19 protein-coding genes and 2 pseudogenes are annotated in these 21,393 nt (G+C 72.9%); 16 read left to right on the top strand and 5 right to left on the bottom strand.

Annotation, left to right across the window (positions count from 1 at the left end; all coding sequences use genetic code 11):
• Positions 1 to 49: 49 nt before the first annotated feature.
• The 9 genes and pseudogenes from recR to AB0M11_RS13635 all read left to right on the top strand — a co-directional run bounded on the left by recR (position 50) and on the right by AB0M11_RS13635 (position 7,773).
• Positions 50 to 649 (top strand): recombination mediator RecR, encoded by a 600-nt coding sequence (gene recR / locus AB0M11_RS13675; protein ID WP_181805265.1) that lies wholly within the window; start codon positions 50 to 52, stop codon positions 647 to 649.
• Positions 642 to 1,307: a DUF5063 domain-containing protein gene (locus tag AB0M11_RS13670; RefSeq protein ID WP_365704737.1), complete on the top strand. Its 666-nt coding sequence runs from the start codon at positions 642 to 644 to the stop codon at positions 1,305 to 1,307. Before recR ends, AB0M11_RS13670 begins: the two co-directional genes overlap by 8 nt.
• Before the next feature lie 68 nt (positions 1,308 to 1,375).
• Positions 1,376 to 1,573 (top strand): annotated as a pseudogene (locus AB0M11_RS13665) (VOC family protein); the annotation flags it as partial.
• A gap of 12 nt (positions 1,574 to 1,585) precedes the next feature.
• A complete protein-coding gene (locus AB0M11_RS13660; RefSeq protein WP_365704890.1) occupies positions 1,586 to 1,768 on the top strand; it encodes a DUF397 domain-containing protein in 183 nt (60 codons plus the stop codon).
• Positions 1,769 to 2,031: 263 nt separating this feature from the next.
• Complete coding sequence (locus AB0M11_RS13655) at positions 2,032 to 2,604, top strand: Uma2 family endonuclease (RefSeq protein ID WP_365704735.1); 573 nt, start codon at positions 2,032 to 2,034, stop codon at positions 2,602 to 2,604.
• A 282-nt stretch (positions 2,605 to 2,886) separates the two neighbouring features.
• A complete protein-coding gene (locus tag AB0M11_RS13650; RefSeq protein ID WP_365704733.1) occupies positions 2,887 to 4,158 on the top strand; it encodes an aspartate kinase in 1,272 nt (423 codons plus the stop codon).
• Positions 4,155 to 5,234 carry an aspartate-semialdehyde dehydrogenase gene (locus AB0M11_RS13645; RefSeq protein ID WP_365704731.1) on the top strand — a complete coding sequence of 360 codons (1,080 nt, stop codon included), beginning with the start codon at positions 4,155 to 4,157 and terminating at the stop codon, positions 5,232 to 5,234. The genes AB0M11_RS13650 and AB0M11_RS13645 overlap by 4 nt, the downstream gene beginning before the upstream one ends.
• Positions 5,235 to 5,746: 512 nt before the next feature.
• Entirely contained in the window at positions 5,747 to 6,349 is a 603-nt protein-coding gene (locus AB0M11_RS13640) for a SigE family RNA polymerase sigma factor (protein WP_365704888.1), read from the top strand.
• Between the two features lie 245 nt (positions 6,350 to 6,594).
• On the top strand, positions 6,595 to 7,773 hold the full coding sequence (locus AB0M11_RS13635; protein WP_365704729.1) for a hypothetical protein: 1,179 nt from the start codon (positions 6,595 to 6,597) through the stop codon (positions 7,771 to 7,773).
• A 19-nt stretch (positions 7,774 to 7,792) separates the two neighbouring features.
• Here the strand turns inward: AB0M11_RS13635 and AB0M11_RS13630 are convergent, their stop codons facing one another.
• The gene (locus AB0M11_RS13630; RefSeq protein ID WP_365704727.1) at positions 7,793 to 8,581 is read right to left on the bottom strand and encodes an SURF1 family protein; all 789 of its coding nucleotides are present in this window, start codon (positions 8,579 to 8,581) and stop codon (positions 7,793 to 7,795) included.
• A 53-nt stretch (positions 8,582 to 8,634) separates the two neighbouring features.
• Between AB0M11_RS13630 and AB0M11_RS13625 the strand changes: the two genes are divergently transcribed.
• Both AB0M11_RS13625 and AB0M11_RS13620 read left to right on the top strand, forming a co-directional pair.
• Positions 8,635 to 9,015 (top strand): hypothetical protein, encoded by a 381-nt coding sequence (locus tag AB0M11_RS13625; RefSeq protein ID WP_365704725.1) that lies wholly within the window; start codon positions 8,635 to 8,637, stop codon positions 9,013 to 9,015.
• A gap of 106 nt (positions 9,016 to 9,121) precedes the next feature.
• Positions 9,122 to 10,930 carry a prolyl oligopeptidase family serine peptidase gene (locus AB0M11_RS13620; protein ID WP_365704723.1) on the top strand — a complete coding sequence of 603 codons (1,809 nt, stop codon included), beginning with the start codon at positions 9,122 to 9,124 and terminating at the stop codon, positions 10,928 to 10,930.
• A gap of 70 nt (positions 10,931 to 11,000) precedes the next feature.
• Here AB0M11_RS13620 and AB0M11_RS13615 read toward each other — a convergent pair whose 3' ends face one another.
• Positions 11,001 to 12,953, bottom strand: coding sequence for an NAD-binding protein (locus AB0M11_RS13615; RefSeq protein WP_365704886.1), 1,953 nt, complete (start codon positions 12,951 to 12,953; stop codon positions 11,001 to 11,003).
• A gap of 171 nt (positions 12,954 to 13,124) precedes the next feature.
• On the opposite strand from AB0M11_RS13615, the gene AB0M11_RS13610 reads away from it, so the two are divergent.
• On the top strand, positions 13,125 to 14,183 hold the full coding sequence (locus AB0M11_RS13610; RefSeq protein ID WP_365704721.1) for a permease: 1,059 nt from the start codon (positions 13,125 to 13,127) through the stop codon (positions 14,181 to 14,183).
• Positions 14,180 to 14,980, top strand: a complete 801-nt coding sequence (locus tag AB0M11_RS13605) for a TIGR03943 family protein (RefSeq protein ID WP_365704718.1) — start codon at positions 14,180 to 14,182, stop codon at positions 14,978 to 14,980. The genes AB0M11_RS13610 and AB0M11_RS13605 overlap by 4 nt, the downstream gene beginning before the upstream one ends.
• 142 nt (positions 14,981 to 15,122) lie before the next feature.
• Here AB0M11_RS13605 and AB0M11_RS13600 read toward each other — a convergent pair.
• A pseudogene (locus tag AB0M11_RS13600) lies at positions 15,123 to 15,239 on the bottom strand (potassium transporter TrkA); the annotation flags it as partial.
• A 439-nt stretch (positions 15,240 to 15,678) separates the two neighbouring features.
• Positions 15,679 to 16,047 (bottom strand): peptidoglycan-binding domain-containing protein, encoded by a 369-nt coding sequence (locus AB0M11_RS13595; RefSeq protein WP_365704716.1) that lies wholly within the window; start codon positions 16,045 to 16,047, stop codon positions 15,679 to 15,681.
• Positions 16,048 to 16,196: 149 nt separating this feature from the next.
• Between AB0M11_RS13595 and AB0M11_RS13590 the strand changes: the two genes are divergently transcribed.
• The 3 genes from AB0M11_RS13590 to AB0M11_RS13580 are packed head-to-tail and all read left to right on the top strand — an operon-like array spanning position 16,197 to position 18,147.
• Positions 16,197 to 16,331 carry a hypothetical protein gene (locus AB0M11_RS13590; RefSeq protein WP_365704713.1) on the top strand — a complete coding sequence of 45 codons (135 nt, stop codon included), beginning with the start codon at positions 16,197 to 16,199 and terminating at the stop codon, positions 16,329 to 16,331.
• A 26-nt stretch (positions 16,332 to 16,357) separates the two neighbouring features.
• Positions 16,358 to 17,356, top strand: a complete 999-nt coding sequence (locus tag AB0M11_RS13585; protein WP_365704711.1) for an ATP-binding cassette domain-containing protein — start codon at positions 16,358 to 16,360, stop codon at positions 17,354 to 17,356.
• Positions 17,353 to 18,147, top strand: a complete 795-nt coding sequence (locus AB0M11_RS13580; RefSeq protein ID WP_365704709.1) for an ABC transporter permease — start codon at positions 17,353 to 17,355, stop codon at positions 18,145 to 18,147. The genes AB0M11_RS13585 and AB0M11_RS13580 overlap by 4 nt, the downstream gene beginning before the upstream one ends.
• On the opposite strand, the gene AB0M11_RS13575 is transcribed toward AB0M11_RS13580, so the two are convergent.
• Positions 18,125 to 21,358 (bottom strand): BTAD domain-containing putative transcriptional regulator, encoded by a 3,234-nt coding sequence (locus AB0M11_RS13575; protein ID WP_365704706.1) that lies wholly within the window; start codon positions 21,356 to 21,358, stop codon positions 18,125 to 18,127. The genes AB0M11_RS13580 and AB0M11_RS13575 overlap by 23 nt on opposite strands.
• Between the last annotated feature and the right edge of the window lie 35 nt (positions 21,359 to 21,393).

The following is a 21,393-nucleotide window of genomic DNA, read 5'->3' as shown; positions in this document are numbered from 1 at the left end:
CGGCAGCCAACTACCGTACGTACCGAAAGTCTCCAGGAAGGGCAGTCCGTTGTACGAAGGCGTGGTCCAGGACCTCATCGACGAGCTGGGGCGGCTGCCCGGCGTCGGTCCGAAGAGCGCGCAGCGGATCGCCTTCCACATCCTGCAGGCGGAGCCCACGGACGTACGGCGTCTCGCGCAGGCCCTCCTGGAGGTGAAGGCGAAGGTCCGCTTCTGCGCGACCTGCGGCAACGTGGCACAGGAGGAGCTGTGCAACATCTGCCGCGACAGCCGCCGCGACCCCACCGTCATCTGCGTGGTGGAGGAGCCGAAGGACGTCGTCGCGATCGAGCGCACCCGCGAGTTCCGCGGCCGTTACCACGTGCTCGGCGGCGCGATCAGCCCGATCGAGGGCGTCGGCCCCGACGACCTGCGGATCAGGGAGCTGCTCGCCCGCCTGGCGGACGGCACGGTCACCGAGCTGATCCTCGCCACGGACCCGAACCTGGAGGGCGAGGCGACCGCCACCTACCTCGCCCGCATGATCAAACCCATGGGCCTGAAGGTCACCCGCCTGGCCAGCGGCCTCCCGGTGGGCGGCGACCTGGAATACGCGGACGAGGTGACCCTCGGCCGCGCCTTCGAGGGGAGACGACTCCTAGATGTCTGACGCCACGCTGCACGCGACCGCGCAGAACCCGGACGACTTCGCGGTCCAGATCGCGGACCAGGTGGAGAGCTTCCTGGTGGCCGTGACGGAGGTCTCGAAGGGCGACGAGCCGGACTCCGCGGTTCCCTTCCTCCTCCTGGAGGTCTCCCAGCTCCTGCTGGCCGGCGGCCGTCTCGGCGCGCACGAGGACATCGTCCCCGACGAGCGCTACGAGCCGGACCCGGGCCCGGAGCCGGACGTCGACCAGCTCCGCGAGAACTTCGGACGCCTGCTCGACCCCGTCGACGTCTACTCCGAGGTCTTCGACCCGTACGAGCCCCGCAAGGCGCCCGTCCCGGCCCGGATCTCGGACGACCTGGCCGACATCGTCACCGACCTCCGCCACGGCATGGCCCACTACCGCGCGGGCCGCACCACGGAGGCGCTGTGGTGGTGGCAGTTCTCCTACTTCTCCAACTGGGGCCCCACCGCCTCCGCCGTCCTGCGCGCCCTCCAGTCCGTCCTCATCCACGTCCGCCTCAACCAGCCCCTGGAAGAACTGGACGGCCTCGACACCGACCAGGCCACCATGGGCGACGAAACCCTCGAGTTCGAGGCGGGCCAGGTCATGCAGCAGGAGATCGGCGGGGCGATGGGGCTGGGCTCCTCCTCCAGGTAGGACAGTCCCCGTCCCAAGCGGTCCCTACGGTCGTCGGCGATGTTTCCGACACCGGTGAGGGGATCGCCATGCCCGAGCGGACCAGAGGCAACGCCACTCCGGAGGGGTACACCACCCTCGCGCCCTGGGTCGTCACCGACGACACGGGCGCGTTCCTGGACTTCGTCACCCAGGCGTTCGGGGGCGAGGAACTGGGGCGGGTGCGCACCGAGGACGGACTGATCGGGCACGCCGAGATCCGGATCGGCGACACCGTCGTCCTGGCCGAGCGGATCAGCGTGGGTGACCGGCTGAAGTGGTTCAAGTCCAGCTACAGCGACAACGAGGGCGGCAACTGCGTCGAAGTCGCCTTCTCCGCCGCCGTCCACATCCGGGACTCCAAGGTCCCCTCCGACCCCCGGCTCCGCGTCGCCGCCCCCGCCTGGTCGGCCTTCATCTCCGCAGTTCAGCCCGGAGCTTGAGCCTCGGGCTCCGCGCCTCGGGTTCCGAGCTCCTCCATTGGTTTTCCGGGTTGGCTGGAGACGCCGGAGGGCGAGCGCATCCCGCAGATGCCGGCGACTTTTCTGTCGAGGCCGATGCTCACAGCCGGGGAAGTGCACGAGTGGGCCACGCAGGTACGTGCGGCGGGCGGTCTGCGCTCTCCCGGAGGTCGGGCGCTGCGGAGGGGTGTATGAGCGTGCAGGAGGTGCCGGTCGGGGCAGTATGGGGTCGAGGAGGCGACGCCATGACCCCCGAGTACCAGCCCCAGATGTCCGTCGAGGAGTTCGAGGAACTCGAACGCCATGCCCCGGAGACCGTGTGGCTGGAGTTCATCAACGGAAGGGTCGTGGTCAAGCCCATGGGGGACGGTAACCATCGCGAGATGATCGCGTGGCTGCAACGGACGTGCATGCAGCATCGTCCGGATCTGTGGCTGCACGCCGAGAGCGGCCTGAAGACGGAGCGATATCGCAAGGGCCGCGCTCGTGCCGATGGAGTGCTCATCAAGGTGGGCGGGCTCAAGGGGCACGGGGAATGGTCCGAATCCGAGGGTGCCCTGATGGCCGTCGAGGTCACGTCGTACGACTCCGACACCAACAAGCGCGACCGCGTGGAGAAGCCCGACGGTTACGCCGCCGCCGGTATCCCTGTCTATCTCCTCATCGACCGTGACGACTGCTCGGTCGTCGTCTTCAACCAGCCGGAGGACGGACGCTACCGACACGAGGAGAAGTTGCCGTTCGGCGCGGTGGTGAATCTCCCGGAGCCGGTGAACATCACCCTCGACACCGAGCCGCTCAAGGAGTTCGCGGACTGATTCGCCGTACCGCGAAGGTCACGCTCGCGCCGAGCAGCACGAAGCCGGTCAGCGGTGTCAACGTCGTTCTCATGGGGTGACTGGCCACACCATGGCGGCGGAGGCGCGCTGCGCAGCGGTGATTGTGAGCCAGGGCACTTTTCCGCGTGGCGTTCCGTTCCCTGGGCAGGTACCGGCTGCGAGCGCGAAGGCCGGACGAGTCTCACCATGCGGGAGCAGTCGGGTGGAATTCGGACGCTCGTTAGACTGAGCCGACACAAACGAACCGAGCGAGGAGCGCACGTGGGCCTTGTCGTGCAGAAGTACGGAGGCTCCTCCGTTGCCGATGCCGAGGGCATCAAGCGCGTCGCCAAGCGGATCGTGGAAGCGAAGAAGAACGGCAACCAGGTGGTTGTCGTCGTTTCCGCGATGGGCGACACGACGGACGAGCTGATCGATCTCGCCGAGCAGGTATCCCCGATGCCTGCCGGGCGTGAGTTCGACATGCTGCTGACCGCCGGAGAGCGTATCTCCATGGCCCTGCTGGCCATGGCGATCAAGAACCTGGGTCACGAGGCCCAGTCGTTCACCGGCAGCCAGGCAGGCGTCATCACCGACTCGGTCCACAACAAAGCCCGGATCATCGACGTCACGCCGGGGCGGATCAGGACGGCGCTGGACGAGGGCAACATCGCCATCGTGGCGGGCTTCCAGGGCGTGAGCCAGGACAAGAAGGACATCACCACGCTGGGGCGCGGCGGGTCCGACACGACGGCCGTGGCGCTGGCCGCCGCGCTCGACGCCGAGGTCTGTGAGATCTACACCGACGTCGACGGCGTGTTCACCGCCGACCCGCGCGTGGTGAAGAAGGCGCGGAAGATCGACTGGATCTCCTTCGAGGACATGCTGGAGCTCGCCGCCTCCGGTTCCAAGGTGCTGCTCCACCGCTGTGTGGAGTACGCCCGCCGCTACAACATCCCGATCCACGTCCGGTCCAGCTTCAGCGGACTGCAGGGCACGTGGGTCAGCAGCAAGCCGATTGGGGACAAGAAGGTGGAGCAGGCCATCATCTCCGGTGTCGCGCACGACACCTCCGAGGCCAAGGTCACGGTCGTCGGTGTGCCCGACAAGCCGGGTGAGGCGGCCGCCATCTTCCGGACCATCGCCGACGCCGAGATCAACATCGACATGGTCGTGCAGAACGTGTCCGCCGCCGCCACCGGCCTGACGGACATCTCCTTCACGCTCCCGAAGACCGAGGGCCGCAAGGCCATCGACGCGCTGGAGCGCAACCGGTCGGGCATCGGCTTCGACTCGCTGCGCTACGACGACCAGATCGGCAAGATCTCGCTGGTCGGCGCCGGGATGAAGACCAACCCGGGGGTCACCGCCTCGTTCTTCGAGGCGCTGAGCGACGCCGGGGTCAACATCGAGCTGATCTCGACCTCCGAGATCCGCATCTCGGTGGTGACCCGCGCCGACGACGTGCCGGAGGCCGTGCGCGCCGTGCACACCGCCTTCGGACTGGACTCCGACAGCGACGAGGCCGTGGTCTACGGAGGCACCGGCCGATGACCGACAAGCCGACGCTCGCGGTCGTGGGAGCGACCGGGGCGGTCGGCACGGTCATGCTCCAGATCCTGTCCCAGCGCGCGGACGTCTGGGGCGAGATCCGCCTGCTCGCCACCCCGCGCTCGGCCGGCCGCAAGCTGACCGTGCGCGGGGCCGAGGTCGAGGTCGTCGCCCTCTCGGAGGAGGCCTTCGACGGCGTCGACGTCGCGATGTTCGACGTGCCCGACGAGGTGTCCGCCCGCTGGGCACCGGTCGCCGCCGCCAGGGGTGTCGTCGTGGTGGACAACTCCGGCGCCTTCCGGATGGACCCCGACGTCCCGCTGGTCGTCCCCGAGGTCAACCCGCACTGCGCCCGCAACCGGCCGCGCGGGATCATCGCCAACCCGAACTGCACCACCCTGTCGATGATCGTCGCCCTGGGCGCGCTGCACGCCGAGTTCGGGCTGCGCGAGCTGGTGGTGTCGTCGTACCAGGCGGTCAGCGGGGCTGGGCGGGCCGGCGTGGAGACGCTGCGGGCCCAGCTGTCGATGGTGGCCGGTACGGAGCTGGGCACCAAGCCCGGTGACGTGCGCCGGGCGGTCGGCGACCTGACCGGGCCGTTCCCGGAGCCGGTCGCGCTCAACGTCGTCCCGTGGGCCGGGTCGCTGCGGGAGGACGGCTGGTCGTCGGAGGAGATGAAGGTGCGGGACGAGTCCCGCAAGATCCTCGGGCTGCCGAAGCTGCCGGTCGCGGTGACGTGCGTGCGGGTCCCGGTGGTCACCACGCACTCCCTGACGGTGCACGCCCGCTTCCAGGGCGAGGTCACCGTCGGCAAGGCCCGGGAGATCCTGGACACGGCCCCGGGCGTCGTCCTCTTCGACAATCCGGCCGCCGGCGAGTTCCCGACCCCCGCCGACGTGGTGGGCACCGACCCGACCTGGGTCGGACGGGTGCGCCGGGCGCTCGACGACCCCACCGCGCTGGAGCTCTTCGTGTGCGGGGACAACCTGCGCAAGGGAGCCGCGCTGAACACCGCTCAGATCGCCGAGCTGGTGGCGGCGGAACTGACCGGCCGTTCAGGAACCGTGGATATCGTGTGAAAGGGCCGTGACCACGGCGAACGCCCCGGAGACGCCCCGTATGGGAGCGCGCCCATGGGTAGGATCAGCGTAAGAAATGTGGCCGGGAGCATGGTCCACACCTCTTGAACCGCGGCCGGTCCGCGTTCGAAGATTTTCCTCCCCGTCCTCCGCAACCAAGCGGGTGGCGGGGAGCGTCTTTGCGGTCGCCCACTTACCGGGCGCTTACACGACCGGGCCTTCGGCGGGCCGTGGGGACGCATGATCCTGGCGTGGGGACGCCGTGATCGGGGCGTGGGGACGCCCGTTCATATGGGACATAGGGGAAGAGCGGGACGCATGGCGGCAATTGAGGCTCCGTCCGGCAGGCTCGGCGTGCGCGCGTCCGGCAGGCCCGGTGCGAAAGTGATGCCCGGCACGTACAACCCCGGCGGGGTCAGACGTGTCCAACTGGCGTGGCAGAGGTACTCGAACTCCGTGCGCCCCGCGGCGCGACGGCCCTGCGGCCGCCCCGCGCCGGCCTGCGCCCCCGCATGCCCGGCACGCCCGGCGGCATGCCGGTGATCGCGCCCATGCCCGCAGCGCGGCCCACCCGCATACCCAGCCAGCGCGACGGCTCCGAGGAGACGACGACGGTCGCGGCCGGCACCACCGTCGACCACCTCACCGAGACCTACCGGGCGCACTACCGCTCGCTCCTCGGCCTCGCCGCGCTCCTCCTCGACGACACCGCCTCCTGCGAGGACGTCGTCCAGGAGGCCTTCATCCGCGTCCACTCCGCCCGCAAACGCGTCCGGGACCCGGAGAAGACCCTGGCCTACCTGCGCCAGACGGTCGTCAACCTCTCCCGCTCCGCGCTGCGCCGCCGCATCCTGGGCCTCAAGCTCCTCTCCAAGCCGATGCCGGACGCGGCCAGCGCCGAGGAGGGCGCCTACGACCAGCTGGAGCGGCGCGACCTGATCAAGGCGATGAAGGGCCTCCAGCGCCGCCAGCGCGAGGTCCTCGTGCTGCGCTACTTCGCCGACATGACCGAGGCCCAGGTCGCCGAGACGCTCGGCATCTCACTGGGCTCGGTGAAGGCGTACGGGTCGCGCGGTATCGCGGCCCTGCGGGTGGCGATGGAGTCGCAGGCATGACGGACCGCCCCGCGGGAGGCGACTCGCATGATCGCCACGAGCCCTACGCCTGGCACGAGCCGACGGGGAAGCACACGCCCGGTCCGGGGCACGGATCGGAGCGCGGCTCGGGGGAGCCGACACGAGGTGGCTCGGGGGAGCCGACACGAGGTGGCTCGGGGGAGCCGACACGAGGTGGCTCGGGGGAGCCGGCGCCTCGGCAGGACGAGCAAGAGCACACGCAATCGCACGCTGGGAACGGAACTGTGAACCACGGCCCCGAAGAAAAGGGTCCCGAGGGCCTGCGACCGGGCCCCGACGGGCTCGGCAGCGGCCCCGGCGCCGGATTCGGCGCCGGATTCGGCGCCGCCTTCCGAGCCGACGCCCACGGCCCGGACGGCCACGACGCCGGCCGTCCGGACGCCCTGGACGGGCTCGACGCGGACGAGCTGGCCCTGCGCCGGCTGCTGCACTCCGCGGTCGGCGACGTCACCCCGCGCGACGGCGCCCTCGACCACCTGCGCCGCGCGGTGCCCGCCCGCCGGGCCCGCAAGCGCCAGGCCGCCGTCGGCATGGTGGCCGCGGCCCTGTTCATCGGCACCGCGATCCCGGCCCTCGTGCACGTCTCCCACTCCGGCGGCGCCGACCCCAACACCTCCATGGCCGGCCAGGCCTCCCAGGCGCAGGGCGGCTCCACCGGCGGCAAGAACCCGGACGGCGGCTCCGGCACCTCGGGCGGCAGCGGCGGCCAGGCCCCCGGCGCGAGCCCCGGCGTCGGCAAGGGGGGCGGCAAGGGCGAGAGCACCGGAGCCGGCGGCGGCACCAAGGTCCTCCCCACGTCGAGCGCCGCCAGCAGCGCCCCGGTCTGCACGGCCGCGCAGCTCGGCACCCCGACGTCCACCGTGGACGCCCCCGACTCGACGGGCGTCGTCTACGGCACCTTCCGCGTCGTCAACGTCTCGAAGACGAGCTGTACCGTCGGCGGCCCCGGCACCGTGGGCGTCCTCGCGCAGGGCGCGGCGGACAGCAGCAGGATCAGCGCCGTCCGGCACGTCTCCGGTGACGCGGCGGCCGGGCTGCCCGACCCGACCACCGAGCTCACCGGCCTGGTCCTGGCGCCCGGTGCGGCCTACCAGGAGAAGTTCGGCTTCGTCCCCACGGAGACCTGCCCGACCAGCGGCTCCAGCACCGGCGGCACCGACACCGGCGGCACCGGAGGCGGCACGGCCTCCCCGAGCCCCTCCGAGGGCGCCAGCAGCAGCGCCGGTACGACCACCTCCGGGTCGGACGGCACCACCACCCAGCTGCTCACCGAGGACGGCACGGCCGACGGCGGAATCGCGGTCTCGTACACCCCGCAGGCCGGGTCCCCGACCGGCTCGGCGACGGTGACGAACGCGTGCGCCGGCACCGTCTACTGGACCGGCGTCCTGCCGGCGGTGTGAGGACCGCCGGGCCGGCCGGTCAGACGCCCGTCGGCTGCTGGGCCTCCTCGTCCGGGACCAGGCCGAGCGCCGCGTCCCGGGCGAACTCCGCCTCGCGGCGCAGCAGCCGGAACCACATGAACACCACGAAGCCGGCGAACACGAACCACTCACCGGTGTAGCCGAGGTTCTGGAACGCCTTCAGGTCGAGCCCCGAGTTCTCCGGCGCGGTCGCCGGCACGGCCGTCATCCCCGAGTCGGCCTTCTCCAGGGTGATCCAGGCGTCGTACACCGGGTAGGGCACCAGGTTCACCAGCGAGGCCGCGCTGATCGCCGCCGTCTGCCCCGCCGGGAGGCCGCTCTGGTTGCTGACGCCGTTGTCCCCCGGCGTCTCGGAGGCCTGCAGCGCGCCGGTGACGGTGACCTCACCCGCGGGCGGGGCGGGCGCCTCGGCGGCATCCGCCCGGCCCGGCAGCCAGCCGCGCACGACGGGCAGGGCCTTGCCCGAGTCGGTGCGCAGCAGGGTCAGGACGTAGAAGCCGTCCTTCCCGTCGACCTGACGGTCGGGGACGAGCAGCTGTGTGCCGTACCGCCCGCTGACGGTGGCCCGCTTGCCCGACGTCGCCTGGTCGACGGGGAGCAGATCGGCCAGCGGCCGGGCCGGTTCCGTCTTCGCCGTCTCGACCTGCTCGTCGGCGCTGCGATGCGCCGCGACCCGCGCGTCGAACCGGCTCAGCTGCCAGGACCCCATGAACACGCAGAACGGGATGGCGAGCAGCACGAAGACGTTGATGCCCCACCAGCGGGGTGTCAGCAGAAAGCGGTACACCCCGTCCACGGTACGGGGCGGTTCATGGCGGTTTACGGGCGGGGTGGGCGGACGTGACGGTCTCGCCGGGTCGATCTTCCGGACGGTCCGCGGAGGTTCGGACGCCACGCTCGGACCGGGGCCTGCCGGGCCGGAATGTTCGGGACGAGAACTGGCGCAACGGCCTGCGCGTCCTGGCCCTGTCGCCCGGCGCCGCACAGACCGAGTTCTTCGACGTGGCGGGCCAGGAGGCCGCCTCCGGCGTACGGCGGTTGCAGACCCCGCGGGAGGTCGTCGCCACCGCGCTGAACACCCTCGATCGCCGCAACCCGCCCCCCAGCATCGCGGTCGGCAGGACGAACCGGGCGATGCTCGCCCTGACCGGACTCGTCGGCCGAAGGCGCTCGGTGATGTTCATGGGCGCGCTGACCGATCGGGCCGCCGGAGCAGCGTGAGGAATCCAGAGGCTCACCTGGAGGTTCGCAAAGTTATCCACAGGCTGCGGACACTCCTCGACGCATTGCGGGCGGGGGCAGGCACTATGGGGCCATGACTGCGGCCATGAGTGAGAGCGACATGCCGGACTGGGAGAAGCGCTTCCGCGCCCCTCGGGTCTCCCTGCCGGACTGGGCGGAGGACGCCCCTGACCGTTCCCTGTTCGTGTCGAACGCGACGGGGACGTACGAGTTGTACGCCTGGGACCGCGCGAGCGGGGAGCAGCGCCAGGCGACGAACCGGCCGAACGGCACGACGGACGGGCTGCTCTCCCCGGACGGCGCGTGGATCTGGTGGTTCGACGACAAGGACGGCGACGAGTTCGGCGTCTGGCGCCGTCAGCCCTTCGCCGGCGGTCCGGACGAGGAGGCGGCGCCCGGCCTGGAGCCCTCCTACCCCTCCGGCCTGGCGCTCGGCCGGGACGGCCGCACGGCGGTCGTGGGCCGCTCCACGGACGACGAGGGTACGACGATCTACCTGGTCAGAGACGGAGAGGCGCCGCTGGAGATCTACCGGCACGCCGAGTCGGCGGGCGTCGGCGACCTCTCCCACGACGGGTCGCTGATCGCCATCGAGCACACCGAGCACGGCGACGCGATGCACTCGGCGCTGCGCGTGGTCCGCCCGGACGGCACGACGGTCGCAGAGCTCGACGACACCGACGGCGGCACGGAGGAGCTGGGCCTGGAGGTGCTGGGCTTCGCCCCGGTCGACGGCGACCCGCGCCTGCTCATCGGCCACCAGCGGCGCGGCCGCTGGGAGCCCCTGGTCTGGGACGTCGTCTCCGGCGAGCAGACGGATCTGACCCTCGACCTGCCCGGCGACGTCAGCGCGGAGTGGTATCCGGACGGCAGCGCGCTGCTCGTCGTGCACAGCCACAAGGCCCGCAGCGACCTGTTCCGCTACGACCTGGCCACGCGCGAGCTGACCCGTGTCCCGACCCCGCCGGGCTCCGTCTCCGGGGCCACGGCCCGGCCCGACGGCACCGTCGAGTACCTCTGGTCGTCGGCCGCCGAGCCGCCGGTGGTCCGCTCGACGACCGGCGAGGTGGTGCTGGACCCGCCCGGCATGAGGTGCCCGCCGTCGGTCCCGGTCTCGGACGCGTGGGTGGAGGGCCCCGGCGGCCCGATCCACGCCCTGATCCAGAAACCGGCCGGAGCGACGGGCCCCCTGCCCACCGTCTTCGACCTGCACGGCGGCCCGACCTGGCACGACAGCGACAGCTTCGCGGCCGGACCGGCGGCCTGGGTCGACCACGGGTACGCGGTGGTCCGCATCAACTACCGCGGCTCCACGGGCTACGGCCGGGCCTGGACGGACGCGCTGAAGCACCGGGTGGGCCTGATCGAGCTGGAGGACGTCGCGGCGGTCCGGGACTGGGCGATCGAGTCCGGCCTCGCCGACCCTGACCGGCTGGTCCTGACCGGCGGTTCCTGGGGCGGCTACCTCACGCTCCTCGGCCTGGGCACCCAGCCCGAGTCCTGGACGGTGGGCATCGCGGTCGTCCCCGTCGCCGACTACGTCACGGCGTACCACGACGAGATGGAGTCACTGAAGGCGATGGACCGCACGCTGCTGGGCGGCACGCCGGAAGAGGTCCCCGACCGCTTCGCCGCCTCCTCGCCACTCACCTACGTCGACGACGTCAAGGCCCCGGTCTACATCTCGGCCGGTCTCAACGACCCCCGCTGTCCGATCCGCCAGATCGACAACTACGTCAACCGCCTGGCGGCCCGCTCGGCCCCCCACGAGGTCTACCGCTACGACGCCGGCCACGGCTCCCTGGTGGTCGACGAACGCATCAAGCAACTCCGCCTGGAAATGGAGTTCGCCGAGCGCCACCTGACGCCTACGGCGGTGACACCGACAGACTGAGCCCCCCGAACCGCGGCGGGGGGCGCCCCGTCAGGGGCGCGGGGCGCCGGAACCCGCACCCCTCGGCCTCTCAGCGGAGCGAACGGGCCGGCGGTACTCCGCCCGTCAGCTCCGCCAGCCCCCTCCGCGTGGCCGCCACCACCACCCGATCCCCACCCCGCAACACGTACTCCCCCGCGGCAACCCCCTGTCGGCCCTCGATCGCCAGCACACGCCACGCCCCCGCCCGAAACGCCCCCTCCACCGTCCGCCCCTCCAACTGCGGATGCCCGCCCACCTCCACCACCGCCACCAGCAACACCTTCCGCTCCACCGGAATCGCCCCGAGGATCTGCCGCCCCAGCATCGCCCCCGCGAAGGACGGCGCCGCCAGGTACGAGACACTCCGGCTCCGGGTGATCGCCTGCGGATGCGCCGCCCGCAGCGTCCGGTACACGGCGGTCGCGAAGTCGTCGTCGTACAGCCGCAGCACCGCCGTCAGATCGGGCCGCACGGACCGCGCGTACAGCACGGCCTCCAGATTCGTCGTGTCCGCGCTGGTCACCGCGAGCAGCGCCTGCGCCCGATGGATCTTGGCGGCCTCCAGGACCCCCTCCTGGGTGACGTCCCCGAGCACCACCGGCACCCGCAGCCGCCGCGCCACCGCCAGTCCGCGCGCCTCGGGGTCCGACTCGACGCACACCACGGGCACATGCAGTTCCCGCAGCCGCGTCAGCACGCGCGTCCCGATCTTCCCCAGCCCGAGGAGCACCACATGCCCGCTCAGCCCCCGCGGCGGCTTGCGCAGCGCGGACGCGCTCCGGAAGGTCCCGAGCGCCTCCAGCACCGCGGCCAGCAGCACCGGCAGCAGCAGCAACCCGACCAGCCCCGACAGCAGTTGCAGGATCTGCCGGCCGACCGGAGCCCCGATCGCGGGATTGTCGATGGCGAACAGGTCGAGAAGCGTGTAGTAGAAGGCCCGTACCGGATGGATGCCCGTCACCACGGACAACGCGACCGCGAGCGCGACCACGCACGCCACGCTCCCGGCCAGCGACCACCTCAGCCGTCGCGAGAAGAGCGAGGCGAGCGGCGGGACAACCCCGACCCCGCGCCCGGCGGGCTCCGCCTCCCCGGCGGACGACGACACGTGCTCCAGCACCATCACGCCCCGCTCGCCCGCGGCGCGCACCTGCTCCGCGTCCGGCAGCAGCCGCGGCCCCCGCTCCCGGCCGCCGTCGGCGGGCTCCGGCCCGGTGCCGTTCGGCGAGAGCAACGCCAGCGGGAACAGGCCCTGTTCGGTGGTGTCCTGATCCGCGACGGCGCCCGGCGGCAGGTCCACCGCGCGCAGCACCAGCCCCTTGGTGTGGATGACTCTGCCGCGCCCGGCGAGCGCGGTGGCGGCGAGCGCCGGCGCGGCGGTGTCGGCGTCGGACAGCACGATGGTGGAGGCGTCCCCCACCGTCCCGGTCTCGCCGCCGTCCGCGTCGGCGACCGCCAACGCGGCCGCCTGGTCGAGGAGATCCTCGATGTGCTGTCCCAACCGGCGGTTGTACAGCCGCAGGACGAGCCGCAGCCGCGGATTCAGCCGGCGGGCGGTGAGGGCGGCCCGGATGTTGGTCTCGTCGTCGTCGTACACGAGCGCGAGCGCGGCGGCCCGTTCCACGCCCGCCTCGGCGAGCACCGCCTCACTGGCCTCGACGGCCTCCAGCACCCGCTCCCCACGCGGCCCTTCACCGGCAGCGCCACCGGCACCGGAACCGGCGACAGAACCACCCCCACCGGACCCGCCACCGTAACTCCCGCCGGAACTCCCGCCGGAGCCACCGCCGTTGCCGCCCCCGTTTCCGCCGCCCGTCCGTCCCACGGCCGCGCTGACCACGCGGTCGAACAGCGCGGCCGAGGCGGCCCGAGCGCGTCCGACGACCGGTGGCCGGGCGACGCGCACGTTCGGTGGTACGACAAGGGTGACCTGTTCGCCGTAGACCGTGCGCAACTCGGCTGCCAGCCGGTGCGCGAGCCCGTCGTCCCCGCACACCACCATGGACGCCGGGACCCCACCACCCTGATACGGAACGCTCGCCACGAGGGAAAGACTGCCTCAACGGGATGCATGGTTCCAGCAAGGAAGTGAACAGCCACCCCTGACCGCCCGTAGGGAGGGTGAGGGAGCATAATCCCCGGATCTGACCGAAGTGCCGGAGGTATCCGACCCGTGGCCATCACCGAGAAAGCCGCCCCGCCCGGCGCCGTGCCCGCGGACGGGCCCCCGGGCGGCGACGGCACCCCCACCCCGCCCGGCCAGGAGCCCGGCCAGGAGGGCGGCTGGCACCTCAGCTCTCCGCTTGCCCTGACCCTGCTCCTCCTCGTGGTCGTCGTGTTCCAGGGACCGGTGCGCGGGGCGCTGTCGAAGCCGGTGATGCAGAGCTGGATGACGGTGTTCGTGGCGGTGGTCGTCCAGGCGCTCCCGTTCCTCGTCCTCGGCGTGCTGCTGTCCGCGGCGATCGCGGTCTTCGTCCCGCCCTCCTTCTTCGCCCGCGCGCTGCCCGGCCACCCGGCTCTCGCGGTACCGGTCGCGGGGCTGGCCGGCGTGATCCTGCCGGGCTGCGAGTGCGCCTCGGTCCCGGTGGCCGGTGCCCTGGTCCGACGGGGCGTCACCCCGGCCGCGGCGATCGCCTTCCTGCTCTCCGCGCCCGCGATCAACCCGATCGTGCTGACGGCGACGGCGGTGGCGTTCCCCCGCAACCCCGAGATGGTGGTGGGCCGGTTCGCCGGCAGCCTGCTGGTGGCGTGCGCGATGGGCTGGCTGTGGCAGCGGCTCGGCCGTACCGACTGGCTGCGGCTGCCGACGCACGCGCACCACGAGGGCGAGACCAAGGGGGAGGCGTTCTGGTCCTCGGTCCGGCACGACACCATGCAGGCGGGCGGCTTCCTGGTGCTCGGCGCGATGGCGGCGGCGACGCTCAAGGCGGTGGCCCCGGCGGAGTGGCTGCGTACGGCCGCGGCCAACCCGGTGGTCGCGATCCTCGCCCTGTCGGTGCTGGCCGTGCTCCTGTCCATCTGCTCGGAGGCGGACGCGTTCGTGGCGGCTTCCCTGACCCAGTTCTCCCTGACCGCGAAGCTGGCCTTCCTGATCGTGGGCCCGATGATCGACCTGAAACTCTTCGCGATGCAGGCGGGCACCTTCGGCCGCGGCTTCGCCCTGCGCTTCGCCCCGGCCACCTTCGTGACGGCGATCGCGGGCGCGGTCCTGACCGGGGCGGTGCTGCTGTGAACCGGCAGGCGCAGGCGGCCGTGATGTTCCTGGTGGGCGCGGCCCTGCTGCACGCGGGCGCGACCAACCTCTACCTGCGCTACGTCAAGGCGGGCCTCCAGTGGCTGGTGCTGGCCGGGGGCGCCGTCCTGATCGTCTCGGCGCTGGCGACGGCGTGGTACGAGTGGAAGCACGCCCGCACCCGCAAGGCCGAGCGGCAGGCCGCCGTTCCGGCAGCCGCGGAGCAGACCGCAGTTCCGGCAGCCGCGCGGGAGGCCGAGCCCGAGGCGCATGCGCACGCGCACGTCCACCCGGAGCCCCGCATCTCCTGGCTGCTGGTCCTGCCCATCCTCGCCCTGATCCTCATCGCGCCGCCCGCACTCGGCTCCTACAGCGCGATGCGCGCCGGTACCGCCCTGCAACATCCCTACGGCTACCTGAAGTTGCCCGCGTCCGACCCGATCCCGATCAACCTGGTCGACTACGCGGGCCGCGCGGTCTACGACCACGGCCGGTCGTTCGGCGGCAGGAGCGTGCGCCTCACGGGTTTCGTGGCCCTGGACAAGAGCGGCGCCCCCTACCTGGTCCGCATGGCCCTCAACTGCTGCGCGGCGGACGCCCAGCCGGTGAAGGTGGCCCTGACCGGCAAGGTCCCCCCCGTCCTCCAGCCGGACGCCTGGCTCCAGGTGACGGGCACCTACACCGCCCGCGTGACACACGATCCGGTGAACAACGGCCCGATCCCCTACCTCAACGTCACCGAGGCCAAGCCGGTCCCGGTGCCGTCCGACCCGTACGACGAGAGCTGGAACAACTGACGGGCGGACGTCACAGGAGGGGGCGTCGAAGCGGAGTGCGGGGTCCTGCGGGACCCTGCTGCCACGGTCAGGGGCGGACCGTGTCCGGGTCGGGGGTTCCGGGATCCGGGACCGGGGCGGGTTCCCCGGGCTCGGACCGGCGGGTCCGTGAGCCGTCCCGGTGCGTGACCACGGACACCCGGCCCTGCTCCCGTGTGGCGAGGTCGTAGCGGACCCCGATCCCCGGCAACGGCGTCCTGCTCAGGCGTGGAGCACCCAAGGCTGTCTCCCCTGTCTCGTCGTCTCGCCCCTGATTCTTTGCGTTTTCTTTAACCACACCCTAACGGTGCGGCCGGGGGAGACGGGCGGGCGGGGAGACGATGCGGCCGGGGGAGACGGTGTGGGCCGAGGGCATAGTGCCGACGGGGAGCAGGTGCGGCCGGGGGAGGTGGTGCGGGCGGGGGAGACGGGCGGGCGGGGAGACGATGCGGCCGGGGGAGACGGTGTGGGCCGAGGGCATAGTGCCGACGGGGAGGTGGTGCGGCCGGGGAGCCAGTTCGGGTGGGGGAGTCGGTGCGGGCGGGGAGAGGGTTCGGCCGGGGAGACGGTGCCAGCGGGGGAGGTGGTGCGGGCGGGGAGAGGGTTCGGGTGGGGGAAGTGGTTCGGGCGGGGGAGATGGTTCCGTCCGAACCGCCCGCCGTGCCGGGCGGGCCCGGGGGTCAGGGCGGGTAGGGGACGTAGCAGTCGAGGGCCGGGTGGTACAGCACCTGCCAGGTGCGGCCCTCGACGACACCGCTGGCCGGTAGGCCGTGGCAGGTCTGGATCCACTCGATCTTCCGCTGCATGACCGGGCCGTAGAAGCCGTCGGCGGCCAGCTTGGGCGGCCGGCCGCCCCACGCGTTGCTGAGGCACTGCGCCTGCCTGACCGCCGCTCCGGTGTCGCCGTACGCGAGCGTCGGCCGGTAGCCCGCGGCCACGTAGGAGCAGTTCTGGCCGGGGGCGGCCACCGCGACGTGGGGCACCGCCGGGCCCAGGGCGACGGCCGCGCCCAGTACCGCGGCCGAGGTGAGCAGTCGGTTGCGTCTCATGCCCGCTCCTTCGAGAGCGACTCGACTTCTGCCCATGGTCGCGCGGGAGCGGCGCCGCCCGCGAGTCGAGCGGCCGCCACATGGGTCCCTCGCCGCCCGCCGCCCGCCGCCTGCCGCCTGCCGCCCGCCGGTCGCCTACGGCGGTGCGCGTGCCGAGCACCGCCGTCGCCAGGCAGCCGGGAGCGACGGCGGTGGAGCAGCCGGGCGCGACGGCGGTGGACGCGTTCGGTTTCAGCGCCGCCCAGCCGTCCGGCCGCGCTGAAACCCGGCTGAAGCCGGGTTGAATTCCGGTGGCCGCACGCTCTGCGGCATGACGACGACACACGAACCCGGACTCGCGATCGCGGCCACCGGGCTGCGCAAGGCCTACGGGGACAAGACCGTCCTCGACGGCATCGACATCCGCGTGCCCGCCGGCACGATCTTCTCCCTCCTCGGGCCGAACGGCGCCGGCAAGACCACCGCGGTCAACATCCTGTCCACGCTCATCTCCGCCGACGGCGGCACCGCCCGGATCGCCGGGCACGATCTCACCGCCGAGGCCCAGAAGGTACGGGCCGCGATCGGCGTCACCGGCCAGTTCTCCGCCGTGGACGGGCTGATCACCGGCGAGGAGAACATGCTCCTCATGGCCGACCTGCACCACCTGTCCAAGCGGGACGGACGGCGGGTCACCGCCGACCTGCTGGAGCGGTTCGATCTCACCGAGGCCGCGAGGAAGCCCGCCTCCACCTACTCCGGCGGCATGAAGCGCCGGCTCGACATCGCCATGACCCTGGTCGGCAGCCCGCGGATCATCTTCCTCGACGAGCCGACCACCGGCCTCGACCCGCGCTCCCGCCACACCATGTGGCAGATCATCCGCGAGCTGGTCTCCGGCGGCACCACCGTCTTCCTCACCACCCAGTACCTGGAGGAGGCCGACCAGCTCGCCGACCGCATCGCCGTGCTCGACGGCGGGCGGCTCGTCGCCGAGGGCAGCGCCGAGGAGCTCAAGCGGCTGGTCCCGGGCGGCCACGTCCGGCTGCGGTTCTCCGACCCGGTGTCGTACGAGCAGGCGGCGACCGCGCTGCGCGAGACCACCCGCGACGACGAGGCCCTCGCCCTGCAGATCCCCAGCGGCGGCACCCAGCGTGAGCTGCGCGCCATCCTCGACTGGCTCGACGCGGCCGGCATCGAGGCCGACGAGCTCTCCGTCCACACCCCCGACCTGGACGACGTGTTCTTCGCCCTGACCGCCACCACCGGTGACAAGAACACCGCCGACAACCACCACACCGACGACACCGCCAAGGAGACCGCCCGATGAGCACCGCCGGCTACGCGTTCCGCGACAACCTGACCATGCTGCGGCGCAACCTCCTGCACGCCCGCCGCTACCCCTCCCTCACCCTGAACCTGCTGCTCACCCCGGTCATCCTGCTGCTGCTCTTCGTCTACGTCTTCGGCAACGTGATGAGCGCCGGCATCACCGGCGGCCACGCCGACCGGTCCGAGTACGTGGCCTACCTCGTCCCCGGCATCCTCTTCCTCACCGTGGCCATGACCTCGCTCGGCACCGCGGTGGCCGTGTGCACCGACATGACCGAGGGCATCATGGCCCGGTTCCGCACGATGGCGATCTCCCGCGCCTCGGTGCTGATCGGGCACGTGATCGGCAGTGTGATCCAGACCATGGCGGCGCTGGTCCTCGTCCTCGGCATCGGCCTCGCCATCGGCTTCCGGCCCGACGCGTCGCCGGTGGAGTGGCTCGCGGCGGCCGGGCTGATGGCCCTGGTCAGCCTCGCGCTGACCTGGCTCGCCGTCGGCATCGGTCTGATCAGCCCCAACCCCGAGGGCGCCAGCAACATCGGCACGCCGCTGGTGATGCTGCCGTTCCTGTCCAGCGCGTTCGTGCCGGTGGCCGCCATGCCGGGCTGGTTCCGCTGGTTCGCCGAGTACCAGCCGTTCTCGCCCTTCATCGAGACCCTGCGCGGTCTGCTGCTGGGCAGCGAGATCGGGACGAAGAACGCGGTGCTGGCCGTCGGGTGGGGACTCGGCCTGACCGTGCTCGGCTACCTGTGGTCCAGGGCGCGGTTCAGCCGTGAGCCCCGGCAGTGAGCCCGTGCAGCGCCTGCCGGGCCGCCGCCCGCAACTGATCCGGTCCCAGGGCCGCGTACCCCGACCTCGCGTCGGCGTACGCGGCCCTGTCCGCGTCCTCGGCGGCCTGCCGGGACCGGGCCGAGGAGAGGGTCGGCAGGTCCCGCATCACCGGCAGCGCCTCCGCCAGCGCCAGCAGCCGCACCGCCGTCGGGTCGCCCTCGGCCAGTCCGGCGTAGCCGAGCGCGAGCAGCACCGAGCCGTAGACCGGCAGTTCCAGCAGGTCCCCGGGGGCCGGACGGTCGCCGGACAGCATTCCCAGCAGCCTCTCCCTCAGGTGCCCGGCCAGCCCGGCCACCGGCTCCAGCCGGCCGTGCTGCGCGTGCGCGGCGAGGGCGGCCGCCTGCACCTGGAGCGACCAGGACTCGAAGAACGGGTCGCCCGCGGCCTGCGCACCCGCCTCCCGGATACCGGCCGCCGCCTGCCGCCAGAGGCCGAGGCCCACCTCGGTCAGCCCCCGGGCCAGCGCGATCTCCGCGCGCGCCTGCAGCAGTTCCGGGCTGAAGGCCTGCGCGGACTCCGGCTGCGGGTCCGGTGCGGCGCGGCCCAGCCAGTACTCCGCCTCCGCGACCTCCCCGCGCTGCAGACAGGCGGACACCAGCCCGTAGCGGACCCCGATCGCGTCGGACCAGGTACCGGCCCCGCTCAGCGCGTCCGCGGCCCGGAGGTGGTCGTACGCCTCCGCGCCGCGCTCCGTCTTGAGGCACAGCTCGCCGATCCGGCCGTGGCTGAGCAGCAGCATGATCGGGTTGCCGAGCGGTGCCACCGCGGCGAGCATCCGGCGCGCGTAGCGGAGCGCGCGTTCCGTCTCGTACGCGGATTCCCACAGGTAGCTGGCGACGCCCGCGGCGGAGCCCGCCAGCAGGGGCTCGGAGGCGTCGCACAGTTCCTCCAGCCGCGTGTACTCGGGCGGCCGCATGTCCGGGACCGCGCACAGCACCGCGGCCAGGGCCCGCGGCACCGTGTCGGCCGGGGCGGGCGGCAGGCGGCGCAGCGTGACGAGCTGGCGTACGGCGTGCGGGCCGTAGCCCATGAAGAGCCCGGCCGCACACACCGCCGCCGCGCTCCGGGCCGTCTCCACGTCCTCCGGGTGCTCCGGTCCCGGGCGGAAGTGGGACAAGGGCCCGCCGGTCTCGGCGGCGAGGGTGACGAACCGGGTGTAGCTGTTGCCGACGGACCACAGGGCGGCCAGGACGGCGGTGACGGCGGCGATGGCCGGAGCGTCGGCGCGGGCCAGGGCGTGCCGCAGCGCGAGGACGAGGTTGTCCTGCTCGGCCCGGATGCGCTCGAAGGCGGCCGACGCGTCGGTGCCGTACATCGCGCCGTGGTGGGTCCGCCCGAACTCCCGGGCCCAGGCGAGGAACCGGCCCGTCACGGCCTCGGTCTCACCCGCCTCCGCCCGCCGGGCCGCGCCGAACTCCCGCAGCGTCTCCAGCATGTGGAAGCGCACCCCGGCAGGGCTCTCCCCCACCTTGATCAGGGACTGACCGGCCAACTGCTCCAGCAGCTCCATCACGTCCCCGGTGCCGGTGCCGGTGCCGGTGCCGGTGCCGGTGCCGGTGCCGGCGCCAGTGTCCGTGCCGGTGTCGGTGCCGCCCAGCACGTACTCCGCCGCGGCCGCGTCGAAGCCGCCGGGGAACACCGACAGCGCGCGCAGCGCCGCCCTCCCCTCGGGTTCCAGCAGGTTCCAGCTCCACTCGACCACGGCCCGCAGCGTGCGGTGCCGTTCGGGGGCGTCCCGGGCGCCGCCGCGCAGCAGGGCGAACCGGTCCCGCAGCCGGTGCGCGATGTCCGCCACGGAGAGCACCCGCACCCGGGCCGCGGCCAGCTCCACGGCCAGCGGCAGCCCGTCCAGGTGCCGGCAGATCTCGGCGACCCGGTCGGCCGGCAGCTCCACCCCGGGCCGGGCGGCCCGCGCCCGCTGCCCGAAGAGCTCGACGGAGGTCGCCAGAGAGAGCTCCGGCAGCGCGTACACCGACTCCGAGGTCAGCCCGAGCGGGGCCCGGCTGGTGGCCAGCACCCGCAGCTCCCTCGACCGCGACACCAGCGCCTGGACGAGCGCGGACGCGCCGGCGATCACGTGCTCGCAGTTGTCCAGGACCAGCAGCGCCGGCCGGGGACCCAGTGCGGCGACGATCGCGCTCACCGTGTCCGCGCCGCCGCCCGGGAGCTGGCGGCCCTCCCCGCCGCCGACGGCCGAGGCGACCTCGTCGGCCACGTCGTCGTCAGTGGCACCGGCCAGGGTGACGAAGTGGACGACGGGCTGTTCGGCCGCCCGGCTCACCGCGTGCGACAGCCGGGTCTTGCCGAGCCCGCCCGGACCGACGACCGTGACCACCCGGGCGTCGCGCAGCAGCCCGGCCACGGCGGCGATGTCGGCGTCCCGGCCCAGCAGCGGGTTCGGCTCGTGCGGCACCCCGTGCCGGACCGGCGCCGCCTCCGCGCTCAGCAACTCCTGGTGCAGCGACCGGAGTTCGGCGCCCGGATCACTGCCCAGCTCGTCCCGGAGCCGGCGCCGGTAGCCGTCGTACCGGGTCAGCGCCGCGGCCCGCCCGGCCCCGGCGGCCTCACAGCGCAGCAGCTCCGCCAGCACCTCCTCGTCCCGGGGCAGCGCCCGGTGCAGCTCGGCCAGCGGCGCGACGGCCTCCGCCCGCCGGCCCAGCCGGGCGAGCGCGAGGGCGTGCGAGCGCACCAGTGCCCGGTACGACCGCACCCGCTCCGCTCGCAGCGCCACCACCGGGTCGTGCAGCTCCTCGTCCGCCCCGGCGCCCACGCTGCCGTCCCACAGCGCAAGCCCCGCGGCGGCCCGCGTCAGGGCGCCTTCGTGGTCCCCGGCACGGGCGCGCTCGGCGGCGGCCGCCTCGTGCACGAGGAGCGCGGAACTGTCGACCCGCGTCTCGGCTAGCCCGAGCCGGTATCCGGTCGGCGTGCTCAGGACCAGGTCGGCGCCCAGCTGCGACCTGAGCCGGGAGACCAGCACCTGCACCGCCTTGCCCGGCCGCTCCGGCAGCTCGTCCGGCCACAGCCCCTCCACCAGCCGACCGGTGCTGCAGCCGGCGCGCAGATCCAGCGCGAGCAGCGCCAGCAGCCCGCGCAGCCGGGGTGCGGTGATCTCCCTTCCACGACAGGAGACTTGGGGCAACAGGATCAGCTCGGGGGGTTCGGTGGCCACCCGTGCAGACTAAGGGGATCCGGCAGCGCCCCAAA

The organism is Streptomyces sp. NPDC051987, assembly GCF_040680735.1.
In the GTDB taxonomy this organism is placed as follows: domain Bacteria; phylum Actinomycetota; class Actinomycetes; order Streptomycetales; family Streptomycetaceae; genus Streptomyces.
This window is presented reverse-complemented; position numbering and strand designations above follow the sequence as displayed.

What these genes read in the sequence shown, in the direction of transcription:
- AB0M11_RS13670 (WP_365704737.1), top strand. Translation starts at nt 642, where the DNA reads ATGTCTGACGCCACGCTGCACGCGACCGCGCAGAACCCGGACGACTTC.
- AB0M11_RS13655 (WP_365704735.1), top strand. Translation starts at nt 2,032, where the DNA reads ATGACCCCCGAGTACCAGCCCCAGATGTCCGTCGAGGAGTTCGAGGAA.
- AB0M11_RS13645 (WP_365704731.1), top strand. Translation starts at nt 4,155, where the DNA reads ATGACCGACAAGCCGACGCTCGCGGTCGTGGGAGCGACCGGGGCGGTC.
- AB0M11_RS13640 (WP_365704888.1), top strand. Translation starts at nt 5,747, where the DNA reads ATGCCCGGCACGCCCGGCGGCATGCCGGTGATCGCGCCCATGCCCGCA.
- AB0M11_RS13620 (WP_365704723.1), top strand. Translation starts at nt 9,122, where the DNA reads ATGAGTGAGAGCGACATGCCGGACTGGGAGAAGCGCTTCCGCGCCCCT.
- AB0M11_RS13615 (WP_365704886.1), bottom strand. Translation starts at nt 12,953, where the DNA reads ATGGTGGTGTGCGGGGACGACGGGCTCGCGCACCGGCTGGCAGCCGAG.
- AB0M11_RS13595 (WP_365704716.1), bottom strand. Translation starts at nt 16,047, where the DNA reads ATGAGACGCAACCGACTGCTCACCTCGGCCGCGGTACTGGGCGCGGCC.
- AB0M11_RS13585 (WP_365704711.1), top strand. Translation starts at nt 16,358, where the DNA reads ATGACGACGACACACGAACCCGGACTCGCGATCGCGGCCACCGGGCTG.
- AB0M11_RS13580 (WP_365704709.1), top strand. Translation starts at nt 17,353, where the DNA reads ATGAGCACCGCCGGCTACGCGTTCCGCGACAACCTGACCATGCTGCGG.